Raw genomic sequence first — 20,558 nt, forward strand, 5'->3', positions numbered from 1 at the left:
AATAACGGAGGTTGTCATGGCGAAAAGAATTTTTCTGTTTATTTTAACGAATATTTTGGTGCTCACAACAATCGGGATCGTTTTGTCTGTTTTAAGCTCGGTTACCGGAGTCGGGACGTACTTTACAGCTGATGGCGGTATCGATCCAATTGCACTCCTTGTATTCAGCTTAGTCGTTGGTTTTGTCGGTTCCTTTACGTCTCTTGCGATGTCCAGATGGATGGCAAAGACGATGATGGGTGTCAGAGTGCTGAATCCGAAAAAACACACGCTCAGCTATGAGGAACAGCAATTGGTTGACCGTGTTCACCGATTAAGCCGCTCTGCCGGTTTAACGAAAATGCCGGAAGTCGGAATTTACCGTTCACCTGAAGTGAACGCGTTTGCGACTGGACCGTCAAAACGCCGTTCCCTTGTGGCAGTGTCGTCAGGGCTGCTGGAGCAAATGGATGATGCCGCAGTTGAAGGTGTGCTTGCCCACGAGGTCGCGCATATCGCTAATGGTGATATGGTAACAATGACGCTCTTGCAAGGTATCGTCAATACCTTTGTCGTCTTTTTATCGCGTATCGCAGCATGGATTGCGAGCCGCTTCGTCAAGGAAGACCTTGCGCCGATCGTTCATTTTATTGCAATGATTGTCTTTCAAATTGTCTTTTCCATTCTTGGCAGCCTGGTCGTGTTTGCGTACTCACGCCATCGCGAATTCCATGCTGACAGGGGAGGGGCGGATCTTGCCGGCAAGGATAAGATGATTCATGCCCTTCGGACGCTTAAGAGCTATTCTTCCCGCATTATGGAAGACGATCAGACAGCTGTTCAAACATTAAAGATTAATGGCAAGAAGCGCTCTTCGCTTTTCTCTACTCACCCTGACTTAGATGAGCGAATCAGACGGTTAGAAGCTAAATAATACAAACACATTGTTCCTCTGAGAGAATCCCTCAGAGGTTTTTTATTGTATCCTTTGACTAAAATAATAAAAAAATAAGCAAGTTAAGAAAATGTTTCGTAAAAGCCTTTTAAAATGGGTCCAATATCTTTAGAATAATTACCGTACTTAAAAAGAGAGGCAGAAGGATTTTACATGAAATTAAAGTTTGGAAAATTGATACAGGCATTGTCGCCGGCCCAGCTGATTGCTGTATATTATTTTCTTGCGGTGACGGTGGCAGTTATTTTATTAAGTCTTCCTGTGGCCCATAAACAAGGAGCAGAATGGTCTTTTATCGATGCCCTGTTTACAGCAGTCAGTGCCGTTAGTGTGACTGGGCTTTCTGTTGTAAATACTGCTGAGACATTTAATACAACAGGAATTGTTATTCTCGCGTTTGTTCTGCAGTTTGGCGGAATTGGCATTATGACATTAGGCACTTCAGTTTGGCTCCTAATGGGCAAAAGAATAGGTTTAAAAGAACGGAAATTAATGATGATCGATCAAAATCAATCACAATTTTCTGGGATCGTGAATCTCATGAAACAGATTCTCTTTCTCATATTATGGATTGAGTTCTTTGGCGGCATGATTCTTGGGACTTATTTTTTAACCTACTACGATTCCATTCAAGAGGCTTACTTACATGGTTTTTTTGCGAGTGTCAGTGCAACCACAAATGCCGGTTTTGATATAACAGGAAGCTCTCTGGTTCCATTTCGGCATGATTATTTTGTGCAATTTATTACACTGTTATTGATTGTTTTCGGAGCCATCGGTTTTCCTGTTTTAGTGGAAGTGAAAGATTTTTTGTTTTCTAAAAACCGAAGATATCCGTTTAGTTTATTTACAAAAATTACAACCATTATGTTTGGCTTACTTGTTTTGTTTGGCTCTATAGGGATCTATGTGCTTGAAGCAAATCATTTATTTGCAGGTAAATCGTGGCATGATATTTTATTCCTTTCTCTATTCCAATCAACCACAACAAGGAGCGGGGGGCTTGCCACGATTGATATAAGCCAGCTGACTGACCCCACTCTGCTTTTTATGAGTGCGCTGATGTTTATCGGAGCGTCGCCAAGTTCAGTAGGGGGAGGCATACGGACAACGACTTTCGCCCTGAACCTTCTTGCGCTGTTTCATTTTGCCCGCGGCAATAAGTCAGTCAAGGTATTCAAAAGGGAGCTGCATCACGCTGATCTCATGAAGTCGCTTGTTGTCACAATGATGGCGATTCTGCTCGTTTTTGGCTCGACACTCATTCTTACGATTACAGAAAAGCATTCTCTGCTGGAGCTGTTGTTTGAAGTGTGCTCAGCGTTCGGTACAACCGGTCTGTCACTGGGAATTACCGCTGATTTAAGCAACGTTGGAAAATGCGTCATTATGATTGTCATGTTTATCGGGCGAATCGGTATCCTGACCTTCCTGTATCTGATTGGAAGAAAAGAAATTGAAGCGAATTATCATTATCCGAAGGAAAGAGTGATTATCGGATAGAAAAAACACCGCATGTTTTGCGGTGTTTTTTGATTGCCAAAAAAAAGATGTGTGGCAACATTTCAGTTGGAGAACCTAACATCAACAGGTGCAGTTTAACGCCCTGCATCTTTAAGCGAAATAAAATGTCTGAAAAATTGGCGAGGAGGATTCGTATGAAGCGAAAAGCTGAAGTGAATGAAGCCATTAAAAATAACAATACACCTACTGAGAGCATGGACCCAAATTCTTATAAGACACAGTATCATGACGACCCGAATTTTAGGGGAGCAAACCGCAATTCCAAACAGGGTCAGCAAGGAGGCATGTGATTTTGAAGAAAAATCGTCATAGCAGAGATATGCAAAATCATAAAAAGCCTATGAATAAGAAAGTGCTGGAGGAAGAATTTTCAAGTGAACTTGGAGATTACAATGCCGGCAAGATCATCGAGACGCTAGAAGCCACAAAGCCTGAAAAGAAAAAAAAGAAAAAACAAAAATAAAAAAAGACCTCTTAGGCGGGGTCCCGCTTAAGAGGTCTTTTCTATTTTAAATAAGCATTTTTGCCCGTTCCTCTGACAAATTGCAATAGGCTGGTCATTCTCAGCTCAATGAAGGGCTGAGCAACTGTCTTAACAAAATTGCTGGAGAGTACTGATGTCAGGGTTGCTGTTAAAAGTAAGAGAATTGCTAAGCTCTGATAGTCAGTAAGCGAATCCTCAAGCCCGACCTGTCTCAGCGTTTTAATAATAAACCCATGAAGCAAATACACATAAAATGTCCGGGTTCCCCATTTCGTAAAGAAAAACCGTTTTTGCGGAACGAGCGCTAAAAAGCTGAAGGTTGCCGCAAAGGCGAGTACATACCAGCCGATTCGGGAAAGTCCGCTCGCCAAGGTAACGTCTCCAAATGAAGAATACGGTTTTGAGCCGAACAGAAAAGAATAGTCAAAGTCGATTCCCCAGCAGATGACGAATACGGCGGCAAGCACCCCGAGCGCGATTTGTTTGCCTCGTTTTGATCTCAATAAATCAAAATGATGTTTATTTAAATAAAACCCGACAAGGAACATTGGTAAGAATACAAATGTCCGCGACAGGCTCAGCGTGCTGCTGACAAAGTCTAAATAGCCGATCAGTACGGCAATTCCGCAGCTTACAAACAGCGCCCACAGCTTTGATAGCTTTGAAAAAGGATAAAGCAGTAGGTTCCAAAAAAATAAGCTTACGAGAAACCATAATGACCATTGCGGATCAATCGGATTCACATTTGCCATGCTTTCGTCTTGCATAATGTAATAAAAGACGGAATAGATGATTTGGAAAATCAAATACGGAATAATAAGCTTGACCGCCAGCTTTTTCACATATCCCGAGCGTTTAAAGCCTTTTGCAAAATAACCGGATACGAGAATAAAGGCAGGCATGTGAAATGTGTAAATGAACTTGTAGAGGTAGAGCATAAAGTTGTTATCATTAATAAAGGAACGAAGAATATGACCGAATACAACAAGGAATATCAATAAGAATTTTGCATTATCGAAATAACTGTCTCGCGATTTACTCATAGCATCACCTTCTCTTTAATCAGTCACTAAGAGATTATTCCCTGCTGGTATATATTTTAAAATAAAAGATGAAAAAGGATTGAAAAAACGGCTGATTGTTAGGACGATGTAAAGTGGCGGTAAGGATCGTAGAAAATGTCTTCGTTATGTAATCGCGCTGAAATTTTCTGAAATTTATAGGGCAAATGAAGGAAGTTCCCGCATTTTGTAGAAATATTGAGGGATAGGTTTTGAAGAAGGAGTGTACACGCATGGAAACTCTTGGTGTCCAGACAAATTCGGAGCTGCGGGAAGAACTGAAGCGTCTCAAAGAAGAAAATGCCCGGCTGAAAAAGGAATTGAATCAGCATCAAGTGATTGTTAACAATACGCTCGATGCTATTTTTATATGTGATAATGAAATGCGAATCGTTCAGGCGAATGAAGCAACAGAGAGGATGCTTCAGGTTGATTCGGAAGATTTGAAAAAGCGTTCTGTTTTGGATTTTTTGTTTTCAATCCCAAAGGATGAACTGAATCATGCCGTAAAAAAGTTTTTTAAAAAAGGTTTCCTGTGGAAGGAGGTCCCGATCAAGCTTGATGGCGGGGCGACAAAATACATAGAGTTTCTGGCCAAAAGAGGGATAGGCGAGGATTTCTTTTTTGTTGTCATGAGGGACATATCTTCAAAGAAGATTCTGGAGCGGGAATTCTCTATGAATGAACAGCTTTTTAAGGACTTGTTTGACAGAGCTGTTGACGGAATCGTCCTTTTTGATAAAGATGGCGGTTTTATTGATGCCAATTTGTCCTTCTGCAAAAGCTTTGAAATCAATCAAAATGAGCTGTCTCATTTATCGTTGTATGAGTTCATAGACAGCGGCTCACGAAAAGACTTCGACAATATATGGAAGGCGCTCAACCGCAAGGGAAAAGCGAAGGGGGAGCTGCCCGTCAAGCTTCGTTCAGGTGTTCAAAAGCTATTTGAATTCACGATTACATCAAACATCATCAGCGGGTTTTATATGTCCATTATGAGGGATATCACAGAGAAGCGGTCTATGGAGCTGCAGCTCTTTAAAAGTGAGGAGCGCTTTAGAGAAATATTTGAAAATGCGATGGACGCCATCATCATCTGGTCGAATGACGGAAGAATCGTGAAGGCGAATCAATCAGCCTGTAAAATCTTTGAGCTGCCGATGAATCTGCTGTTGAAACGAAGGCTGTGTGATTTTCTCGTTGACTCACAGCAGAAATATAGCATAACGAAAAGGAAATACGCAAAGTACGGAGAGATCAGAGAAGAGCTGCTGTTTCAAATGGGGAACGGGCAGTTCAAAGAACTTGAATTTACCTCAAAGCGGACAATACTAGAGAATCAGCACTTGACGATTTTAAGAAACGTCAGCGACAGAAAGCGGATGGAAAAGGAGCTGCGGGAAAGTGAGCTGAAATTCAGAAAAGTGTTCAATGGCTCAATGGACGGCAATGTATTGTTCGACAATCAATATAGGATCATCGACGCCAACCCGTTAGCAAGCCATATTTTAGGCCTGTCACATGAAGAGATTAAACAGCATAGCTTGTTAGATATTATTTCATCGTATGAAATAGAAAATCTTGCATCACCGGCAAGACAGATTAATTTTGATGAAATGGACAACGAAATTCCATTTTTGCTGAGCAGCAGTGACAACAGAAAACTTGAATTCTCATTTAAACGAAATATTATTCAAAATATGAACCTGGCTATCTTTAAAGACGTAACAGAGCGAAAAGAACTGGAGGAACGCCTGCGCAAGTCAGATACCCTTCATGTTGTCGGCGAACTTGCTGCCGGCATCGCTCATGAAATCAGAAATCCGATGACAGCTCTTAAAGGCTTCATTCAGCTCCTGAAGGGAAGTGTGGAGGGAGACTACGCCCTTTACTTCAACGTGATCACCTCAGAACTAAAGCGCATCGAATCCATCATCACCGAATTCTTGATTTTAGCCAAGCCCCAGGCCATTATGTATGAAGAAAAACATGTTACCCAAATTATGAGAGACACTATAGACCTTCTGAACGCACAAGCCAATCTAAGCAATGTACAAATGCATCTTGATTTAATGGACGACATTCCCCCGATCTACTGTGAGCCGAATCAGCTGAAACAGGTATTTATCAATATATTAAAAAACGCCATCGAAGTGATGCCTGACGGCGGAAACATTTTTGTGACGATAAGGACATTGGATCAAGATCATGTTCTCATCTCCTTAAAAGACGAGGGAATCGGAATGACAGAAGATAAATTAAAGCGCCTTGGTGAACCGTTTTATACGACGAAGGAACGGGGAACTGGACTTGGGCTTATGGTAAGCTATAAAATTATTGAAGAACATCAAGGCGAAATTCTGGTAGAAAGTGAAGAAGGGAAGGGCACCGTTTTCCACCTTACACTTCCCGTCAGACAGAATGCTGAAGAAAGAAGGATTGATGAATGAACTACTACGCGACAGCCGAAACACCGCTCGGGGAACTCATAATTGCCGAAGAAGATGGCCAAATCACCCGACTATTTCTCAGTCAGGAAGATTGGATGGATTGGAAAGAAACCGTTCAGCATACAGAGCACAAGGAAACACCTTATCTGGCAGAAGCGAAAAAACAGCTTCATGAATATTTCGCCGGCGAAAGAAAGACCTTCTCACTGCCGCTGAGCCAAAAGGGCACTCCTTTTCAGCAAAAAGTGTGGGAGGCGCTCGCGATGATACCATACGGAGAATCCCGAAGCTATGCTGACATCGCCGCTGCGGTCGGCAGTCCGAAAGCGGTGCGCGCAGTCGGACAGGCTAATAAACGAAACGACCTGCCGATTTTTGTCCCGTGCCACAGAGTGATCGGCAAAAACAGTGCGTTAACAGGATACGCCGGGAGCAAAACCGATATCAAAGCATTTTTGCTGAACATCGAGCAAATCTCCTATAAAGAAAAATAAAACATATGGCACGTTCCCTTTTTTTACGGCCGACATATCATTTTATTAAGTGAAAAAAGTTGGTCTGATGAAAAAGGAGGACAAAGCAATTGAAGCCGAGCCGCTCTGAGAAAATTGCCGTTTTTGCCAAACTGTTTGTGAAACTGCATATCTTATCAAGCGCTCAAAAAGATGAAATCATCAATATCAATAAAAACAAACAAAAAAACCGCTGACTCGGCCCGTCATGAGCAAAGTCCAGCGGTTTTTAATGAACCTTTTCGCCTCTAAACAGCTGTTCAATTTCTTCTTCATAGTTACCGGTCATAATCCCTTTTTCTGTGATGATTCCTGAAATGAGATCATGGGGTGTAATGTCAAAAGCGGGATTAAAGACAGGCACATCGGATGGAGCGGTCCGGACTCCGGAAATCTGCCTTACTTCCTCAGGATCCCGTTCCTCTATCGGGATATCAGCGCCGCACTTCACTTTTGGATCAAATGTAGATAAAGGTGCCGCGACAAAAAACGGAATATCAAAGGCATTTGCTAAAATCGCGAGACCGTATGTTCCGATTTTATTTGCCGTATCACCGTTCTTTGCAATTCGATCAGCTCCAACGATGACAGCAGAAATTTGTTTTTCCCTCATCGTATGGGCAGCCATGCTGTCTGTGATCAGAGTGACATCAATGCCTCCCTGCATCAGCTCCCACGCAGTCAGGCGCGAACCTTGAAGGACAGGCCTTGTTTCACAGGCATAAATATGCAGTCCCAAATCCTTTTGTTTGGCCAAGTAAAATGGAGCGAGGGCCGTTCCATAGCGGCTTGTCGCGATAGAGCCGGCATTGCAGATCGTCATAATCCGGTCGCCTTTTTTGAAAAGCTGCAGGGCGTTTTGACCGATCATCCGGCACGTTTCCTCATCCTCGACCTGAATCTGAATCGCTTCATGGACAAGGTTTGTTTTTGCTTCATTTACTGAAATAGCGTTTTCGATCGAATGACTCAGTCTCTGAAGTGCCCAAGATAAATTAATGGCGGTAGGCCGTGAGCTGTTTAAATATTGTTTGATATCTTCCAGTCTGCTGCGGAATTCCGTGACATCATCTGTTTCTATGTCTTTTGCAGCAAGCGCAAGTCCGAAGGCAGCCGTAATGCCGATGGCCGGGGCGCCTCTTACCTTGAGCGTGACAATCGCGTCAAATACATCCTCTTTCGTCGTCAGCTCCACATACTCGGTCACGTCAGGAAGCTTTTGCTGATTTAAAATGGTAATAGCTGTTTCTTTCCATTCAACAGAACGAGGAACAGCAAATGAATGGGTCATGAATGGATCATTCCTTTACAAGTAACTTAAATAATTCAATAACATCCGTTATCGTTTTGAAGTCCGAACGTTTTTCAATAAAGGCTGTGCCGGTTTCGAGCGCCAGCCGTTTTCTGATGATTCGTTTATCAAACGGCACGATCGTATCCAGATCAGCCACATGGGCAAGGCCGATCGTGCGGCGTATGAGCTCGCAGCCCGCAAATCCGATCGTCTCTTCAAAAATATGACTGAGCGTATCAGTAAGATAACCGTCGATTTTGGCGTAAACATCAAGACTGTCCTTTTCCCAGGCTTCAGTGAATGTCTCTTGAAATGTTTCCCAGACCTGCTTGACATGCTGGTATAACGGCTCTCTGTCATCACCGTCACGGCCGAGTGCGTTCAAAAATAAGTTGGCGATAAATTGGCCTACATCAAAGCCGATCGGTCCGTAAAAAGCAAATTCAGGATCAATCACCTTTGTTTCATGTTCGCTTGCAAAAATGCTCCCTGTATGCAAATCACCATGAATCAGCGTTTCTGCCGATGTTAAAAATGACTTTTTCAGCTTAGCGGCTTCGATTTTAACGTTGTCATTATTCCAAAGCTTCTCGACAAAAGGACGAAGCTCTTCTTCAAAATCATTTGTGTCATGGTCAAAGAAAGGATCTGTAAAGACAAGTCTTTCCGTTATGTCGCACAGCTCCGGGTTTGTAAACTGTTTAACAAGCTGTTTTTTCACCTTAGGTTCAAGCGCGTAATCAGATGAATAAAAAAGGGTCTTTCCTAAAAACTCACCGATGTGCTGTGACAGATGCGGATAATGTTCACCCTCAATGAGTCCTTTTCTTGCGATTTTCAGATGAGAGAGGTCCTCCATGACGGTAACCGCCATTTCTGTATCAGAATAAAACACTCTTGGAACCAGATGAGGGACATGCTCACCCTGCCGGATGAGAGCGCTGCTTTCGATTCTTGCGCGATCGATTGTCAGCGGCCAGCTTTCTCCGACGACTTTTGCATAAGGAACCGCCTGTTTAATGATCAAAGCTCTGTCATGTTCTTGATCATAAATATGAAAAACGTAATTTAAGTTGCCGTCGCCGATTTCCTGGCATGTCAGTGTGCTTTTGCTTGGAAATAAGCCAAGCTTTACCGCAAGTGCCACAGCGGAGCTTTCATTTAACGTTTCGTATAAAGGTGTTTTTGTGACTGCCATTGTCATAACCTCCAATTATGTAATCTCTTGATATGTTTGCAGCTGATTGGCCGTAAAAAAGCCTCCTTCTCAGAGAGAAAGAGGCTTAACATGTATGTCCGCCTCTCTTATCTCTCAGATCAGATCTGATGGAATTAGCACCGTGCCTTAGAGACGAGTGTCTCGGCGCGAAAAAGATGCGCCCCATTTCACAATGGAATTACGGTCGGTTGCTGTTGGGGTCAAAAGGCCAAATCCCTCGCCCAACTCTCGATAAGAGAATATATTCATTTGTTAAACAATTCTAATTTATCAGTTGATGAACATAGTAACAGGTGTTTTGTTAAGTTGTCAATAAATTTTTTAATATAAATCTTTTCTGATATCATCGAAAACAGGAATGCTTTCTCGCACCTTAACGCTTTCCTGAAGGTCGATTTCAGCTCGGACAATGCCTTCTTCCCGTCCGCCTTCAGCAAGTACACGCCCCCATGGATCAATAATCAGGCTATGCCCGGCAAATTCATTATCTGGATTTGAACCGGTACAATTGCATGCAGCGACAAAGCATTGATTTTCAATGGCCCGGGCAATTAGCAGGCTTTTCCAATGATCAAGGCGGGGAAGCGGCCATTCTGCAGAAATAAACAGCACGTTGGCACCTTTTGTTGTATGTTTTCTGATCCACTCCGGAAAACGGATATCGTAACAGATCAGTCCTGAGCTTTTGACGCCATCAAGCTCAAAGTATCCGTCTTCGGAACCGGCTGATAAATACACATGCTCATCCATCAGCTGAAAAAGGTGGGCTTTTCTGTACTCTTTAACGATTTGTCCTTCCTTATCCGCGATGTACATTGTATTATAAACATCAGAATCATTTCTGACAGCGACCGATCCGGCGACAATATGAACGCCATGTTTTTTTGCTGTTTTCTTCAGCCAGCTCTGAGCAAAACGCCCGTCTTCATCAGCGAGCTCATCAAGGTTGGCCAGGTCATATCCGGTCGTCCATAATTCAGGAAGAACAAGAACATCAGCATGCTTGCTTTCTTTTTCGATCAAAAATTCAGCCTTTTTGATATTTTCCGAACGTTTACCATATGAAATATCAAATTGAAGACAAGATATCGTCCATTTCATCTTTTTATCACTCCAAATTTTTCTTTACTTTTTTCATTTAACCATATATGATGATGGACTATCATTTCAAGATTTTTTTAGAAGGTGAGAATAGATGAAATTTGAACAGTCTCATGTATTGAAGGAATTGCCTAAACAATTCTTCGCTTCTCTGGTGCAGAAAGTGAACCAAAAGCTCGCAGAAGGGCATGACGTCATCAACCTCGGACAGGGAAATCCGGATCAGCCGACTCCGGAACATATCGTCGAGGAAATGAAACGAGCCGTTGCGGATCCTGAAAATCATAAATACTCGTCTTTTCGCGGCTCGTACAGTCTAAAATCAGCCGCAGCAGCATTTTATAAAAGAGAATACGGCATTGATCTTGACCCGGAAACTGAAGTCGCTATATTATTCGGCGGGAAAGCCGGTCTGGTCGAGCTCCCGCAATGCCTGTTGAATCCCGGAGATACGATTTTAGTTCCTGATCCGGGCTATCCTGATTACTGGTCAGGTGTCACACTCGCGAAAGCGAAAATGGAAATGATGCCGCTCGTAAAGGACAGGGCGTTTCTTCCTGATTACAGCAGCATCGCCGCCGAAGTGAGAGAACAGGCGAAATTGATGTATTTAAATTATCCGAATAATCCGACTGGAGCTATTGCTACATCTGAATTTTTTGAAGAAACGGTCAGTTTTGCGAAAGAAAACGGGATCTGTGTCGTTCACGATTTTGCTTATGGCGCTGTAGGGTTTGACGGCTGCAAACCGTTAAGCTTTTTGCAGACTGAAGGTGCGAAGGATATCGGAATTGAAATTTACACGCTGTCAAAAACGTATAACATGGCAGGGTGGCGGGTCGGCTTTGCCGTCGGAAACGCTTCGGTCATTGAAGCAATCAATCTTTATCAAGACCACATGTTTGTCAGTCTTTTCAGAGCGACTCAGGAGGCTGCAGCAGCGGCACTGCTAGCTGATCAGACGTGTGTGGCGGAGCAAAATGCCCGATATGAGAGCAGGCGAAACGCTTGGATCGCTGCATGCCGGGAAATCGGCTGGGATGTGACAGCTCCGGCAGGTTCATTTTTTGCATGGCTGCCTGTGCCTGAAGGCTATACTTCCGAGCAGTTCTCAGACCTTTTGCTGGAAAAAGCAAATGTGGCGGTTGCGGCTGGAAACGGCTTCGGAGAATATGGCGAGGGCTACGTCAGAGTCGGACTGCTGACAAGTGAAGAAAGTCTCAAAGAAGCCGCTTATCGAATTGGGAAACTGAACCTGTTTACCCAAAAAAGCATTGACAAGATTTGATAACGGTGGGATAATTCAAAATAATTTATAAAATCTATATTTTCTTATCAAGAGCAGGCAGAGGGACGAGCCCGATGAAGCCCGGCAACCGACTTATAAAGCACGGTGCTAATTCTTGCAGCTGGCGGCTGAGAGATAAGATTCGGACGAGAAACGAAACCTCTTTAGACGCGATTGCTGTTTGAAGAGGTTTTTTTATATGGATGTAAATGAAAGGAGCTCAGGCATGAGTGAGTTAATAGCAACATATCTCCTGACCGAACCGGGAGCCGATACAGAGAAAAAAGCAGAACAAATCGCAACAGGATTGACAGTAGGCTCATGGACAGATCTGCCTCTAGTGAAACAGGAGCAAATGCAAAAGCACAAGGGACGGGTGATAAAGGTCGAGGAAAGAGAGGGAACTCCTGCATCAGGAAAACAAGCGGTGATCACAATCGCCTATCCTGAAATCAATTTCTCTCGGGATATTCCGGCTTTACTGACAACAGTGTTTGGCAAGCTGTCGCTGGACGGAAAAATTAAATTACTCGATCTTCACTTCTCTGAGGCATTTAAGCGCACACTGCCGGGACCGAAGTTTGGCGTATACGGCATTCGGAAACTGCTGGGAGAGTTTGAGAGACCGCTGTTAATGAGCATATTTAAAGGGGTCATCGGAAGGGACCTGAGTGATATTAAAGAACAGCTCAGACAGCAGGCGCTTGGCGGAGTTGATTTGATTAAGGACGATGAAATTTTCTTTGAGACAGGGCTGGCGCCTTTTGAAACAAGAATTACAGAAGGAAAGCAAATATTGAAAGAAACGTATGAGCAAACCGGACATAAAACGCTGTATGCGGTCAATTTGACTGGACGCACGGCGGATCTGAAAGACAAAGCGAGACGCGCTGCCGAATTGGGGGCGGATGCACTTTTGTTTAATGTCTTTGCTTACGGCTTGGACGTCATGCAAAGCCTAGCGGAAGATCCCGAAATCGCAATCCCGATTATGGCACATCCAGCGGTCAGCGGGGCGTTTACGTCTTCTCCGTTCTACGGCTTTTCTCACGCTCTTTTGCTCGGAAAATTAAACCGGTATTGCGGTGCTGACTTTAGTCTCTTCCCATCTCCATACGGTTCGGTTGCGCTTCCAAAAGAAGATGCGCTGGCGATTCATGAAGAATGTGTGAGAGAGGATGCCTTTAACCAAACATTTGCCGTTCCGTCAGCAGGCATTCATCCTGGCATGGTTCCGCTTTTAATGCGGGATTTCGGTATAGATCATATTATTAACGCCGGGGGAGGCGTACACGGACATCCAAACGGCGCCCAAGGCGGGGGCAAAGCGTTCAGAGCCATAATTGATGCTGTCTTAGAAGCCCAGCCGATTGATGAAAAAGCCGAACAATGCAAGAATCTGAAGCTCGCGCTTGATAAATGGGGAAAGGTTGAAGCCGTATGACGACTCGAAAGCCTTTAATTATTTGTGATTTTGACGGAACCATCACGATGAACGACAACATTATAAGCATCATGAAAACATTCGCTCCGCCGGAGTGGACGGCATTAAAAGACGGCGTCCTTTCCAAAACGCTGTCAATCAAAGAAGGTGTCGGGCGGATGTTCGGCCTTCTGCCCAGCAGTTTAAAAGAAGAGATTACAAGATTTGTATTGGAAGATGCAAAAATCAGGGAAGGCTTTCGGGAATTTGTAGCGTTTATCAATGAGCATGAGCTGCCGTTTTATATCGTAAGCGGAGGAATGGACTTTTTTGTATATCCTTTGCTTGAAGGCATTGTGGAAAAAGATCGTATTTATTGCAACCATGCGTCATTTGACAGTGACTATATTCATATTGATTGGCCTCATTCCTGTAAAGGGACTTGTAGCAATCAATGCGGGTGCTGCAAGCCGTCGGTGATACATGAACTTTCTGAGCCAAACCAATATATCATCATGATCGGTGACTCGGTTACAGATGTGGAGGCGGCAAAGCTATCAGACCTTTGCTTTGCAAGAGATTATTTATTAAACGAATGCCGGGAGCGGAACCTGAATCATCTCCCGTATCAAGATTTTTATGAGATAAGAAAAGATATCGAGAATGTAACGGAGGTACAGGAATGGCTGCAAAACAAGAACGCTGGAGAGAACTCGCTGAAGTAAAACGGGAATTGGCAGAAAGAGATTGGTTTCCGGCGACTAGCGGCAATCTGTCTATTAAAGTTTCTGATGAGCCTTTAACATTTCTCGTCACTGCAAGCGGAAAAGATAAACGCAAAGAAACGGATGAAGATTTTCTGCTGGTGGATCAAAACGGAGAACCTGCCGAAAGCGGGCATTCTCTAAAACCGTCAGCGGAAACGCTTTTGCACACACATTTGTACAATAAAACCAATGCCGGATGCTGCCTGCACGTCCATACAGTAAACAATAATGTAATCTCAGAGCTATACGGAGACCAAAAGAAAATCACGTTCAGAGGCCAGGAAATAATAAAAGCGCTCGGCCTGTGGGAAGAGGATGCAGAAGTGACCATTCCGATCATTGAAAACCCGGCTCATATTCCGACGCTCGCGGCTCTGTTTGCGGAAGAGATTTCAGATGATTCAGGAGCTGTTCTGATCCGAAATCACGGTATTACAGCTTGGGGCAGAACAGCGTTTGAAGCAAAAAGAGTCCTTGAAGCATATGAATTTTTGTTCAGCTACCATTTGAAATTGAAAACACTCCAGCACCAGCTGGTTAAATAAAAGGAGGAACTGAAATGGCAACAATTCGAATTCATGATGAGGCAAATACAACGATTGAAAATCAAGAGGAAGTAGCAAGCTTTCTGGACAGTCAAGAGGTTATTTATGAGCAATGGGATATTGCGAAGTTACCGGAACAGCTTTCAGAGAAATATGATCTGACAGAAGAAGAAAAACAGCAAATCCTTGATACCTTTGAAACTGAAATTAAAGATATCTCAGCCCGCCGCGGCTACAAAGCACAGGATGTTATTTCATTGTCAGACAGCAATCCGAAACTTGATGAACTGCTTGAGAATTTTAAAAGAGAGCATCACCATACAGACGATGAGGTTCGTTTTATCGTTAGCGGACACGGCATTTTTGTCATTCAGGGCAAGGACGGCACGTTTTTTGATGTCCGTTTAAACCCTGGAGATTTAATCTCCGTGCCTGAAAATATTCGCCATTACTTCACACTTCAGGAGGACCGCAAAGTTGTCGCGGTGAGAATCTTTGTCACAACTGAAGGCTGGGTTCCGATTTATGAAAAAGACAGCGTGAATCAGTAAGCAGGAAAAGCCCCGTTCATCGAACGGGGCTTTTTATATTTATTGCAAACGCCACTTTTCATATTGTGACATTTCTTTTTTAATCAGCGTCCAAATCAAACCTAATACAGCTGCATCATCAATGATCCCTAGACCGAGGATAACGTCTGGAATGATATCGAGTGGCATGGCGATATATAAGATGGCAGCAGTTAGAAGAAAAAGCGTTTTTACCTGTGAACGGGGATAATTGCCGTTTCTCCAATCCCGAATCATTTGTGAAAAAACAGTAATGTGCTGAATGTATTTTTTTCGGTTTTTCCTTTTTAAAATCGCTTTTCCGCCTGCCGCTCCGAGCATTATTGCTTTCTTTTTCTTCATTGGGCATACCTCCTGCCTGGCGGCGTGTTTAAGATATTCTTCACCTGGGTATTGTTCTTCTAATCCTATCAATATATCTATTATACCTGAAAAAATAACTTATTTAATGAAAATATGTTTACAAATAAAGTATAATCTGTAATAATGCACAATAACCCAATCAAACTTGTTTCCTATTTCTTAGCGGCGAGGGGTGAAGTGAATGGGCGGTTCTTCTGAACAAGAAAGATTGTTGGTGTCTATTGATGAAAAAAGAAAGTTAATGATAGATGCCGCTAGAAAGCAGGGATTTACAGGGCATGACACGATCAGACACAGTCAGGAGCTGGATTGTTTAATAAATGAATATCACCAGCTCATGCAAGAAAACGAACATTCTCAAGGGATTCAAGGCCTTGTAAAGAAATTAGGCTTGTGGCCCCGCAGAGACGTTATGCCAGCATATGATGCAAATAAATAGCGGCGCTATCAAATGCATATATAAAGAGAGAGGCTTTTCAGAAGCGCTCTTTTTTTCTGGAAAAATTCATATGAAAGAGGGAACTGATGAAAGAACTGGCGATTCTCATTACTGAAATGGTCAATCAATTTCATGATGCTTTTATTTCGTTATGCGGAATGTTTGGCATTCATTTAACTGACAAGGAAATGCATTTTTGGGTGATTGGCATTTTTGGCATAATCTTTTTCGGCGTCACTCACGCTGTATTTACATGGCTTTCTAAATGGAGCATGACAGCCTTGTCCTTTATCTATACCATTACAGTGATCATTGTTATCGTTTTTGCGATTGAAATTCAGCAAAAAGTGACGGGGAGAGGGAATATGGAGTTTTTAGATGCAACGGAAGGTTTAAAGGGTTTTTTGGTATTCTTTTTGTTTTCCTTGCTTCTAAAATTGCTGTTCCGCTTCATCAAAATACTGTTTTCTGGCAGAACAGCAAGCAAGTCGAACGGCATTCCCCGGTCACGAAGATAAAAAACCCTCCTGACATGTCAGGGGGGCTATGAAGCGGATACAGGGAGAGTGATCGTCACCTCTGTGCCTCTTCGCACTTCACTTTCGATATGAATGGAGCCACCGTACATCAGAACGATCCGTTTACATACGACAAGGCCGAGACCGGTTCCTTTTTCTTTAGAAGTAACAAAGGGAAGGAAGATATGATCCAGCATTTCCTGAGAAATCCCTTCACCGTTATCCACAACTTTGATAATAGCCTTTTTATCCAAAGCTCCCACGGAGATCGTCAGTTTGCCTCCTTCAGGCATTGACTCGAGGCCATTTTTTGCTACATTTAAAATCACTTGTTTAATATGATCTTTGGTACATTTTACGAGTAAGGGCTGCTCGGTTGAATACTGTAGTTCGACTTCAACATTGTATAGGTTGCCCTCAGAATAGATAATCGGCATAATTTCACCGATAATATCCTGAAGCGAGTTCAGCTCCCATTTTTCAGCTGTCGGCTTGCCTAGAACGAGAAACTCACTCACAATTTGATTAATGCGCTTTATCTCCTGTTCGATAATGGAGAAGTAAAGCTGATCTTCTTCACCTTTATATTTCTTTTGCAACAGCTGAATAAAGCCGCTTATGCCGGTGAGCGGGTTGCGGATTTCATGGGCTGTACTGGCAGCAAGCGTTCCGATCAGTTCTAATTTTTGCGCCTCATTTTCTGAGCGCTCCAGTTGTGTCTGCCGCTTCAGCAAATAATACAGCACGAGAATAAAAAGGATATTCAGCAGAACAATACTACATGAAAGCGGAAGCACAAGGCTTTTCGTCAGTTCTTCTATTGTAACCGGGTTCGGATATACTTTCATATTCCAGCTGATTTCATCCAGATAACCGCTGACAGGTTTCTGATCTTTTGCATGAGAGGCCTGTCCGCTCGTAAAAATCATTTTTCCGTCTTGGTTCACAACTTCAATATAAACATCAGGGCTAAGTAAGTTAATGAGATTTTTCAAATAATCAATTTGAATAGCTGCGACAAGATATTCTGTCACATTTCGTTTTGAGTCCAAAACAGGGACACAAATTGTAAAAATCGGCTGGCCTGTAATTCTGCTCGAGTAACTATCTGAAATGACTGTCTTTTTTGTTTCCTTCGCTTTTGTAAAAAAAGATCTGTCGGCCAGGTTTACTTTCGTTTTTAATTCTGTTGTGCTTGCGGTGACGTCTCCTTTGGCATTTAGAAAATAGAGACCGGAAAATCTTGGCTCTGAATCAAAGGTTTTTTCCAAAATCGACTGCATTTTCTTTATATCAACCGGTCTGTCGATGGCGATGGACAAGGAGGTCATTCTCGCCTTTGTTTCTCCGATTAAATAATTGATTTTGTTGCGGTGAAGGTTCAGCATTACACTCGCTTCTTGCTTATGTTCTGCAGCTATTGTATCTTTTTCTTTTTCATATACGAAAAAGCTGATGACGATTGCCGGAATAACGACCAGTATTATATAAAGTTTGACTCTCCCGCAGGCGCCTTTTAGTATTTTCAATTTGCATCGCTCCAACATACACCTGATTAGAGGTATTATATCATTGTTTCTTCATCTTTAATAAGAAAAAATAACCAAAAAAATTAGAAAAAGATGTTGTGCTGCTTATCATATAAAAAAGAAGAGAAATATTGGAAAGATTTTTATTGACATTTTGGTCTTTGTTTATTAATGTTTCTCTGTAACGGTTTCTAAAAGGATGATTGAGACATGACAGAAAAATCACTGAAGTTATTTATCGTGCTGTCGCGCGCGTATCGGTCTATTAACGATCATATGAATAAGCATATTCATAAGCATGGACTGAATCCGACTGAATTTGCTGTGCTAGAGCTGTTGTACCATAAAGGTGATCAGCCGCTGCAGCAAATAGGAGATAAAATTCTCTTGGCTAGCGGGAGCATCACATACGTTGTAGATAAGCTGGAGCAAAAAGAACTCCTCATTCGGAAAGCGTCTCCTACAGACAGACGAGTGACATTTGCACAAATCACTGAAAAAGGCATCGGTCTTTTGAACGATATTTTCCCCGATCATGCTGCTGAAATTGATGAAATGATCAGCGTATTAAGCGAAGAAGAGGTAGAGATGTGCACGGAAATGTTAAAAAGAGTAGGATTAAACGCAAAACAGTTTCATAATAAGTAAAAAAAGGAAGCCTGATATGTCACAAGGCTTCCTTTTTTTCTATTTTTCATTTGTTTCCGCTGCGCCTCTCGGCAAGATGAGTACTTCAACGCGCCGGTTCTTGCTTCGGCCTTCCGCCGTTTTGTTGGATGCCACCGGTTTATACTCACCATAGCCCTTGGCGCTGAACACTTTTGCATCAAGCTTAGGGTTTTCAATCAGAAGCCCCATAAAGTTGACGGCTCTCATCACACTTAAATGCCAGTTTGATTGAAATTCTGAATTTTTAATTGGCATATTATCAGTATGCCCGCTGATGATGATATTTCTCGGCGGGTTAATCACAAGAAGATTTGAAATCTCTTTTGCAAGCGGAATATCTTGCTTACGGATGGTCGCTTTTCCAGAATCAAAGAAAATGCTGTCTTTGATTGTAATCAGAAGGCCTTCACTAGTCATCTTCGTTTCCAGCTGATGTTCCAGCTTTTTATCTTTGATGAACTTTTCCACCTGGCTCTTCACATTTTCAAGTTCTTCTTGGTCAGCTGCCTTTTCTTTTTCTTTCTTGTTTTTCTCTTTCTCTTCTTTTTCCTTTTCAACTTCATCGATTCCGTCTGACTCGTTTTCAGGAGGGGTGACACTGGAGTAGTCCATTACGCCGGTGCCGCCTGTAAAGACTTCATTAAATGATTTTGAAAGCATTTGAAACTTACCTGCGTCAATCGAGCTGCTCGCGTACAGCACAATAAATAATGCCAGGAGAAGAGTAAGGATGTCGGCGTAAGGGACGAGCCATGATTCATCAACGTGTTCGTCCTCATGCTTCTTCTTCTTTTTTCTCGCCATTTTGCGCCTCTCCTTGTTCTGCAAATTTCAAACGGTCCTTCGCAGGAAGGTACATTAAAAGCTTTTGTTCAATGACCTTCGGTGCCTGTCCTTCTAAAACGGATAAAACACCTTCAATCATGACCTCACGCAGTTTTACTTCTTGTTTTGATTTGCGTTTTAATTTATTTGCGAAAGGATGCCATAACACATAACCCGTAAAGATACCGAGAAGGGTGGCGACAAAGGCTGCACTGATAGCGTGTCCAAGCTCATCTGTATTGTCCATATGAGAGAGGGCAGCAATCAATCCGATTACAGCGCCGAGTACTCCAAGTGTCGGCGCGTACGTTCCTGCTTGTGTAAAAATAGCGGCTCCGGCTTGGTGCCTGTCCTCCATCGCTTCGACTTCCTCTGTCATGATATCTCTGATAAATTCCGCGCTTTGTCCGTCAACAGCCATGCTGAGCCCGTTTTTCAGGAAAGCGTCATCTACATCCTCAATGCTTGCTTCTAAAGCAAGCAGGCCTTCGCGTCGTGCAAGCTGGGCCCATTCAGAAAACATAGGAATGAGCTCCTCTATTGTCAGCTGTTTGTTTTCCTTAAATAACACTCGGAACAGCGCAGGCACTTTTTTAATTTCTTTTGTTGGGAACGCAATAACGACTGCTGAGATTGTCCCGGCGATAATAATTAAAATGGCAGCTGGGTTTGCAAGCGCGCTGAAGCTGACGCCTTTCAGAACCATCCCCACGCTCAATGCCACAAATGCAAGAATAATACCGATTAACGAAGTTTTATCCATAGTTTTCACCAAATCCTTTTTTACTAGCTTGTCTATGGTTAATATCGGTTTTGGTGCCCGGAACTTTAGGGACATTGTGAATTTGTTCATAAAATATTCAAGGAAGAGGAATAGAAGGGAGAAATAAACAAAAACGGGCCTTTCAAAATTGAAAAGCCCAAGGGTTTAGCGGTATTGAAATTGGCAGCTTGATTGCAAGCTGTCCTGCAGGCGGTTTTCATATAATAATAGAAATAAATATTCACTGTATATAAACATGTTTCATCCCTCCTTAAGAAAAG

General features: G+C 42.8%; 23 protein-coding genes and 2 riboswitches. Of the genes, 15 read left to right on the plus strand and 8 right to left on the minus strand.

The window, feature by feature from the left end:
- Positions 1-16: 16 nt before the first annotated feature.
- From htpX to AC4CV5_RS07860, 4 genes are all read left to right on the plus strand, one after another.
- Positions 17-913, plus strand: a complete 897-nt coding sequence (gene htpX / locus AC4CV5_RS07845; RefSeq protein WP_166853405.1) for a protease HtpX — start codon at positions 17-19, stop codon at positions 911-913.
- 174 nt (positions 914-1,087) lie between these two features.
- The gene (locus AC4CV5_RS07850) at positions 1,088-2,437 is read left to right on the plus strand and encodes a TrkH family potassium uptake protein (protein ID WP_490922410.1); all 1,350 of its coding nucleotides are present in this window, start codon (positions 1,088-1,090) and stop codon (positions 2,435-2,437) included.
- Positions 2,438-2,592: 155 nt separating this feature from the next.
- A complete protein-coding gene (locus AC4CV5_RS07855) occupies positions 2,593-2,748 on the plus strand; it encodes a protein YkzP (protein ID WP_003232510.1) in 156 nt (51 codons plus the stop codon).
- Positions 2,749-2,750: 2 nt separating this feature from the next.
- Positions 2,751-2,921: a hypothetical protein gene (locus AC4CV5_RS07860; protein ID WP_373923486.1), complete on the plus strand. Its 171-nt coding sequence runs from the start codon at positions 2,751-2,753 to the stop codon at positions 2,919-2,921.
- A 41-nt stretch (positions 2,922-2,962) separates the two neighbouring features.
- Here the strand turns inward: AC4CV5_RS07860 and AC4CV5_RS07865 are convergent, their stop codons facing one another.
- A complete protein-coding gene (locus tag AC4CV5_RS07865) occupies positions 2,963-3,985 on the minus strand; it encodes an acyltransferase family protein (RefSeq protein WP_166853399.1) in 1,023 nt (340 codons plus the stop codon).
- Positions 3,986-4,236: 251 nt separating this feature from the next.
- Between AC4CV5_RS07865 and kinE the strand changes: the two genes are divergently transcribed.
- The 3 genes from kinE to AC4CV5_RS07880 all read left to right on the plus strand — a co-directional run bounded on the left by kinE (position 4,237) and on the right by AC4CV5_RS07880 (position 7,162).
- A complete protein-coding gene (gene kinE / locus AC4CV5_RS07870; protein WP_222142708.1) occupies positions 4,237-6,453 on the plus strand; it encodes a sporulation two-component system sensor histidine kinase KinE in 2,217 nt (738 codons plus the stop codon).
- Positions 6,450-6,947: a methylated-DNA--[protein]-cysteine S-methyltransferase gene (locus AC4CV5_RS07875; RefSeq protein ID WP_102702854.1), complete on the plus strand. Its 498-nt coding sequence runs from the start codon at positions 6,450-6,452 to the stop codon at positions 6,945-6,947. Before kinE ends, AC4CV5_RS07875 begins: the two co-directional genes overlap by 4 nt.
- An 89-nt stretch (positions 6,948-7,036) precedes the next feature.
- On the plus strand, positions 7,037-7,162 hold the full coding sequence (locus AC4CV5_RS07880) for a hypothetical protein (protein WP_003218585.1): 126 nt from the start codon (positions 7,037-7,039) through the stop codon (positions 7,160-7,162).
- A gap of 32 nt (positions 7,163-7,194) precedes the next feature.
- Here the strand turns inward: AC4CV5_RS07880 and mtnA are convergent, their stop codons facing one another.
- The 3 genes from mtnA to AC4CV5_RS07895 all read right to left on the minus strand — a co-directional run bounded on the left by mtnA (position 7,195) and on the right by AC4CV5_RS07895 (position 10,579).
- Positions 7,195-8,256 (minus strand): S-methyl-5-thioribose-1-phosphate isomerase, encoded by a 1,062-nt coding sequence (gene mtnA, locus AC4CV5_RS07885; RefSeq protein WP_490922411.1) that lies wholly within the window; start codon positions 8,254-8,256, stop codon positions 7,195-7,197.
- 7 nt (positions 8,257-8,263) lie between these two features.
- Positions 8,264-9,457 carry an S-methyl-5-thioribose kinase gene (mtnK, locus tag AC4CV5_RS07890; protein ID WP_490922412.1) on the minus strand — a complete coding sequence of 398 codons (1,194 nt, stop codon included), beginning with the start codon at positions 9,455-9,457 and terminating at the stop codon, positions 8,264-8,266.
- A 104-nt stretch (positions 9,458-9,561) separates the two neighbouring features.
- A riboswitch (SAM riboswitch) is annotated at positions 9,562-9,716 on the minus strand.
- Positions 9,717-9,799: 83 nt separating this feature from the next.
- Complete coding sequence (locus AC4CV5_RS07895) at positions 9,800-10,579, minus strand: carbon-nitrogen family hydrolase (RefSeq protein ID WP_166853389.1); 780 nt, start codon at positions 10,577-10,579, stop codon at positions 9,800-9,802.
- 94 nt (positions 10,580-10,673) lie between these two features.
- Between AC4CV5_RS07895 and mtnE the strand changes: the two genes are divergently transcribed.
- The 5 genes from mtnE to mtnD all read left to right on the plus strand — a co-directional run bounded on the left by mtnE (position 10,674) and on the right by mtnD (position 15,153).
- Positions 10,674-11,867: a methionine-glutamine aminotransferase gene (gene mtnE, locus AC4CV5_RS07900; protein ID WP_490922413.1), complete on the plus strand. Its 1,194-nt coding sequence runs from the start codon at positions 10,674-10,676 to the stop codon at positions 11,865-11,867.
- A gap of 41 nt (positions 11,868-11,908) precedes the next feature.
- A riboswitch (SAM riboswitch) is annotated at positions 11,909-12,009 on the plus strand.
- An 84-nt stretch (positions 12,010-12,093) separates the two neighbouring features.
- The gene (gene mtnW, locus AC4CV5_RS07905) at positions 12,094-13,311 is read left to right on the plus strand and encodes a 2,3-diketo-5-methylthiopentyl-1-phosphate enolase (protein WP_326220665.1); all 1,218 of its coding nucleotides are present in this window, start codon (positions 12,094-12,096) and stop codon (positions 13,309-13,311) included.
- Entirely contained in the window at positions 13,308-14,015 is a 708-nt protein-coding gene (gene mtnX / locus AC4CV5_RS07910) for a 2-hydroxy-3-keto-5-methylthiopentenyl-1-phosphate phosphatase (RefSeq protein ID WP_222142714.1), read from the plus strand. Before mtnW ends, mtnX begins: the two co-directional genes overlap by 4 nt.
- On the plus strand, positions 13,973-14,602 hold the full coding sequence (locus AC4CV5_RS07915) for a methylthioribulose 1-phosphate dehydratase (RefSeq protein ID WP_490922415.1): 630 nt from the start codon (positions 13,973-13,975) through the stop codon (positions 14,600-14,602). The genes mtnX and AC4CV5_RS07915 overlap by 43 nt, the downstream gene beginning before the upstream one ends.
- 14 nt (positions 14,603-14,616) lie before the next feature.
- The gene (gene mtnD, locus AC4CV5_RS07920; protein WP_061187350.1) at positions 14,617-15,153 is read left to right on the plus strand and encodes an acireductone dioxygenase; all 537 of its coding nucleotides are present in this window, start codon (positions 14,617-14,619) and stop codon (positions 15,151-15,153) included.
- 39 nt (positions 15,154-15,192) lie between these two features.
- Here mtnD and AC4CV5_RS07925 read toward each other — a convergent pair whose 3' ends face one another.
- A complete protein-coding gene (locus AC4CV5_RS07925; RefSeq protein ID WP_490922416.1) occupies positions 15,193-15,513 on the minus strand; it encodes a YkvA family protein in 321 nt (106 codons plus the stop codon).
- Between the two features lie 202 nt (positions 15,514-15,715).
- Between AC4CV5_RS07925 and spo0E the strand changes: the two genes are divergently transcribed.
- Together spo0E and AC4CV5_RS07935 are read left to right on the plus strand one after the other, a co-directional pair.
- Positions 15,716-15,973, plus strand: a complete 258-nt coding sequence (gene spo0E / locus AC4CV5_RS07930; RefSeq protein ID WP_003218598.1) for an aspartyl-phosphate phosphatase Spo0E — start codon at positions 15,716-15,718, stop codon at positions 15,971-15,973.
- Positions 15,974-16,059: 86 nt separating this feature from the next.
- Positions 16,060-16,491 (plus strand): hypothetical protein, encoded by a 432-nt coding sequence (locus AC4CV5_RS07935; RefSeq protein WP_490922417.1) that lies wholly within the window; start codon positions 16,060-16,062, stop codon positions 16,489-16,491.
- A 26-nt stretch (positions 16,492-16,517) separates the two neighbouring features.
- Here the strand turns inward: AC4CV5_RS07935 and kinD are convergent, their stop codons facing one another.
- Positions 16,518-18,038, minus strand: coding sequence for a sporulation kinase KinD (gene kinD, locus AC4CV5_RS07940; protein ID WP_326220659.1), 1,521 nt, complete (start codon positions 18,036-18,038; stop codon positions 16,518-16,520).
- Between the two features lie 192 nt (positions 18,039-18,230).
- On the opposite strand from kinD, the gene mhqR reads away from it, so the two are divergent.
- Positions 18,231-18,668, plus strand: coding sequence for a MarR family transcriptional regulator MhqR (mhqR, locus tag AC4CV5_RS07945; RefSeq protein ID WP_003232475.1), 438 nt, complete (start codon positions 18,231-18,233; stop codon positions 18,666-18,668).
- 39 nt (positions 18,669-18,707) lie between these two features.
- Here mhqR and motB read toward each other — a convergent pair whose 3' ends face one another.
- Positions 18,708-19,493: a flagellar motor protein MotB gene (motB, locus tag AC4CV5_RS07950; RefSeq protein WP_166853373.1), complete on the minus strand. Its 786-nt coding sequence runs from the start codon at positions 19,491-19,493 to the stop codon at positions 18,708-18,710.
- Positions 19,465-20,277, minus strand: a complete 813-nt coding sequence (gene motA, locus AC4CV5_RS07955; RefSeq protein ID WP_003238984.1) for a flagellar motor stator protein MotA — start codon at positions 20,275-20,277, stop codon at positions 19,465-19,467. Before motA ends, motB begins: the two co-directional genes overlap by 29 nt.
- Positions 20,278-20,558 lie beyond the last annotated feature (281 nt).

It is taken from the genome of Bacillus sp. NS1 (assembly GCF_058248265.1).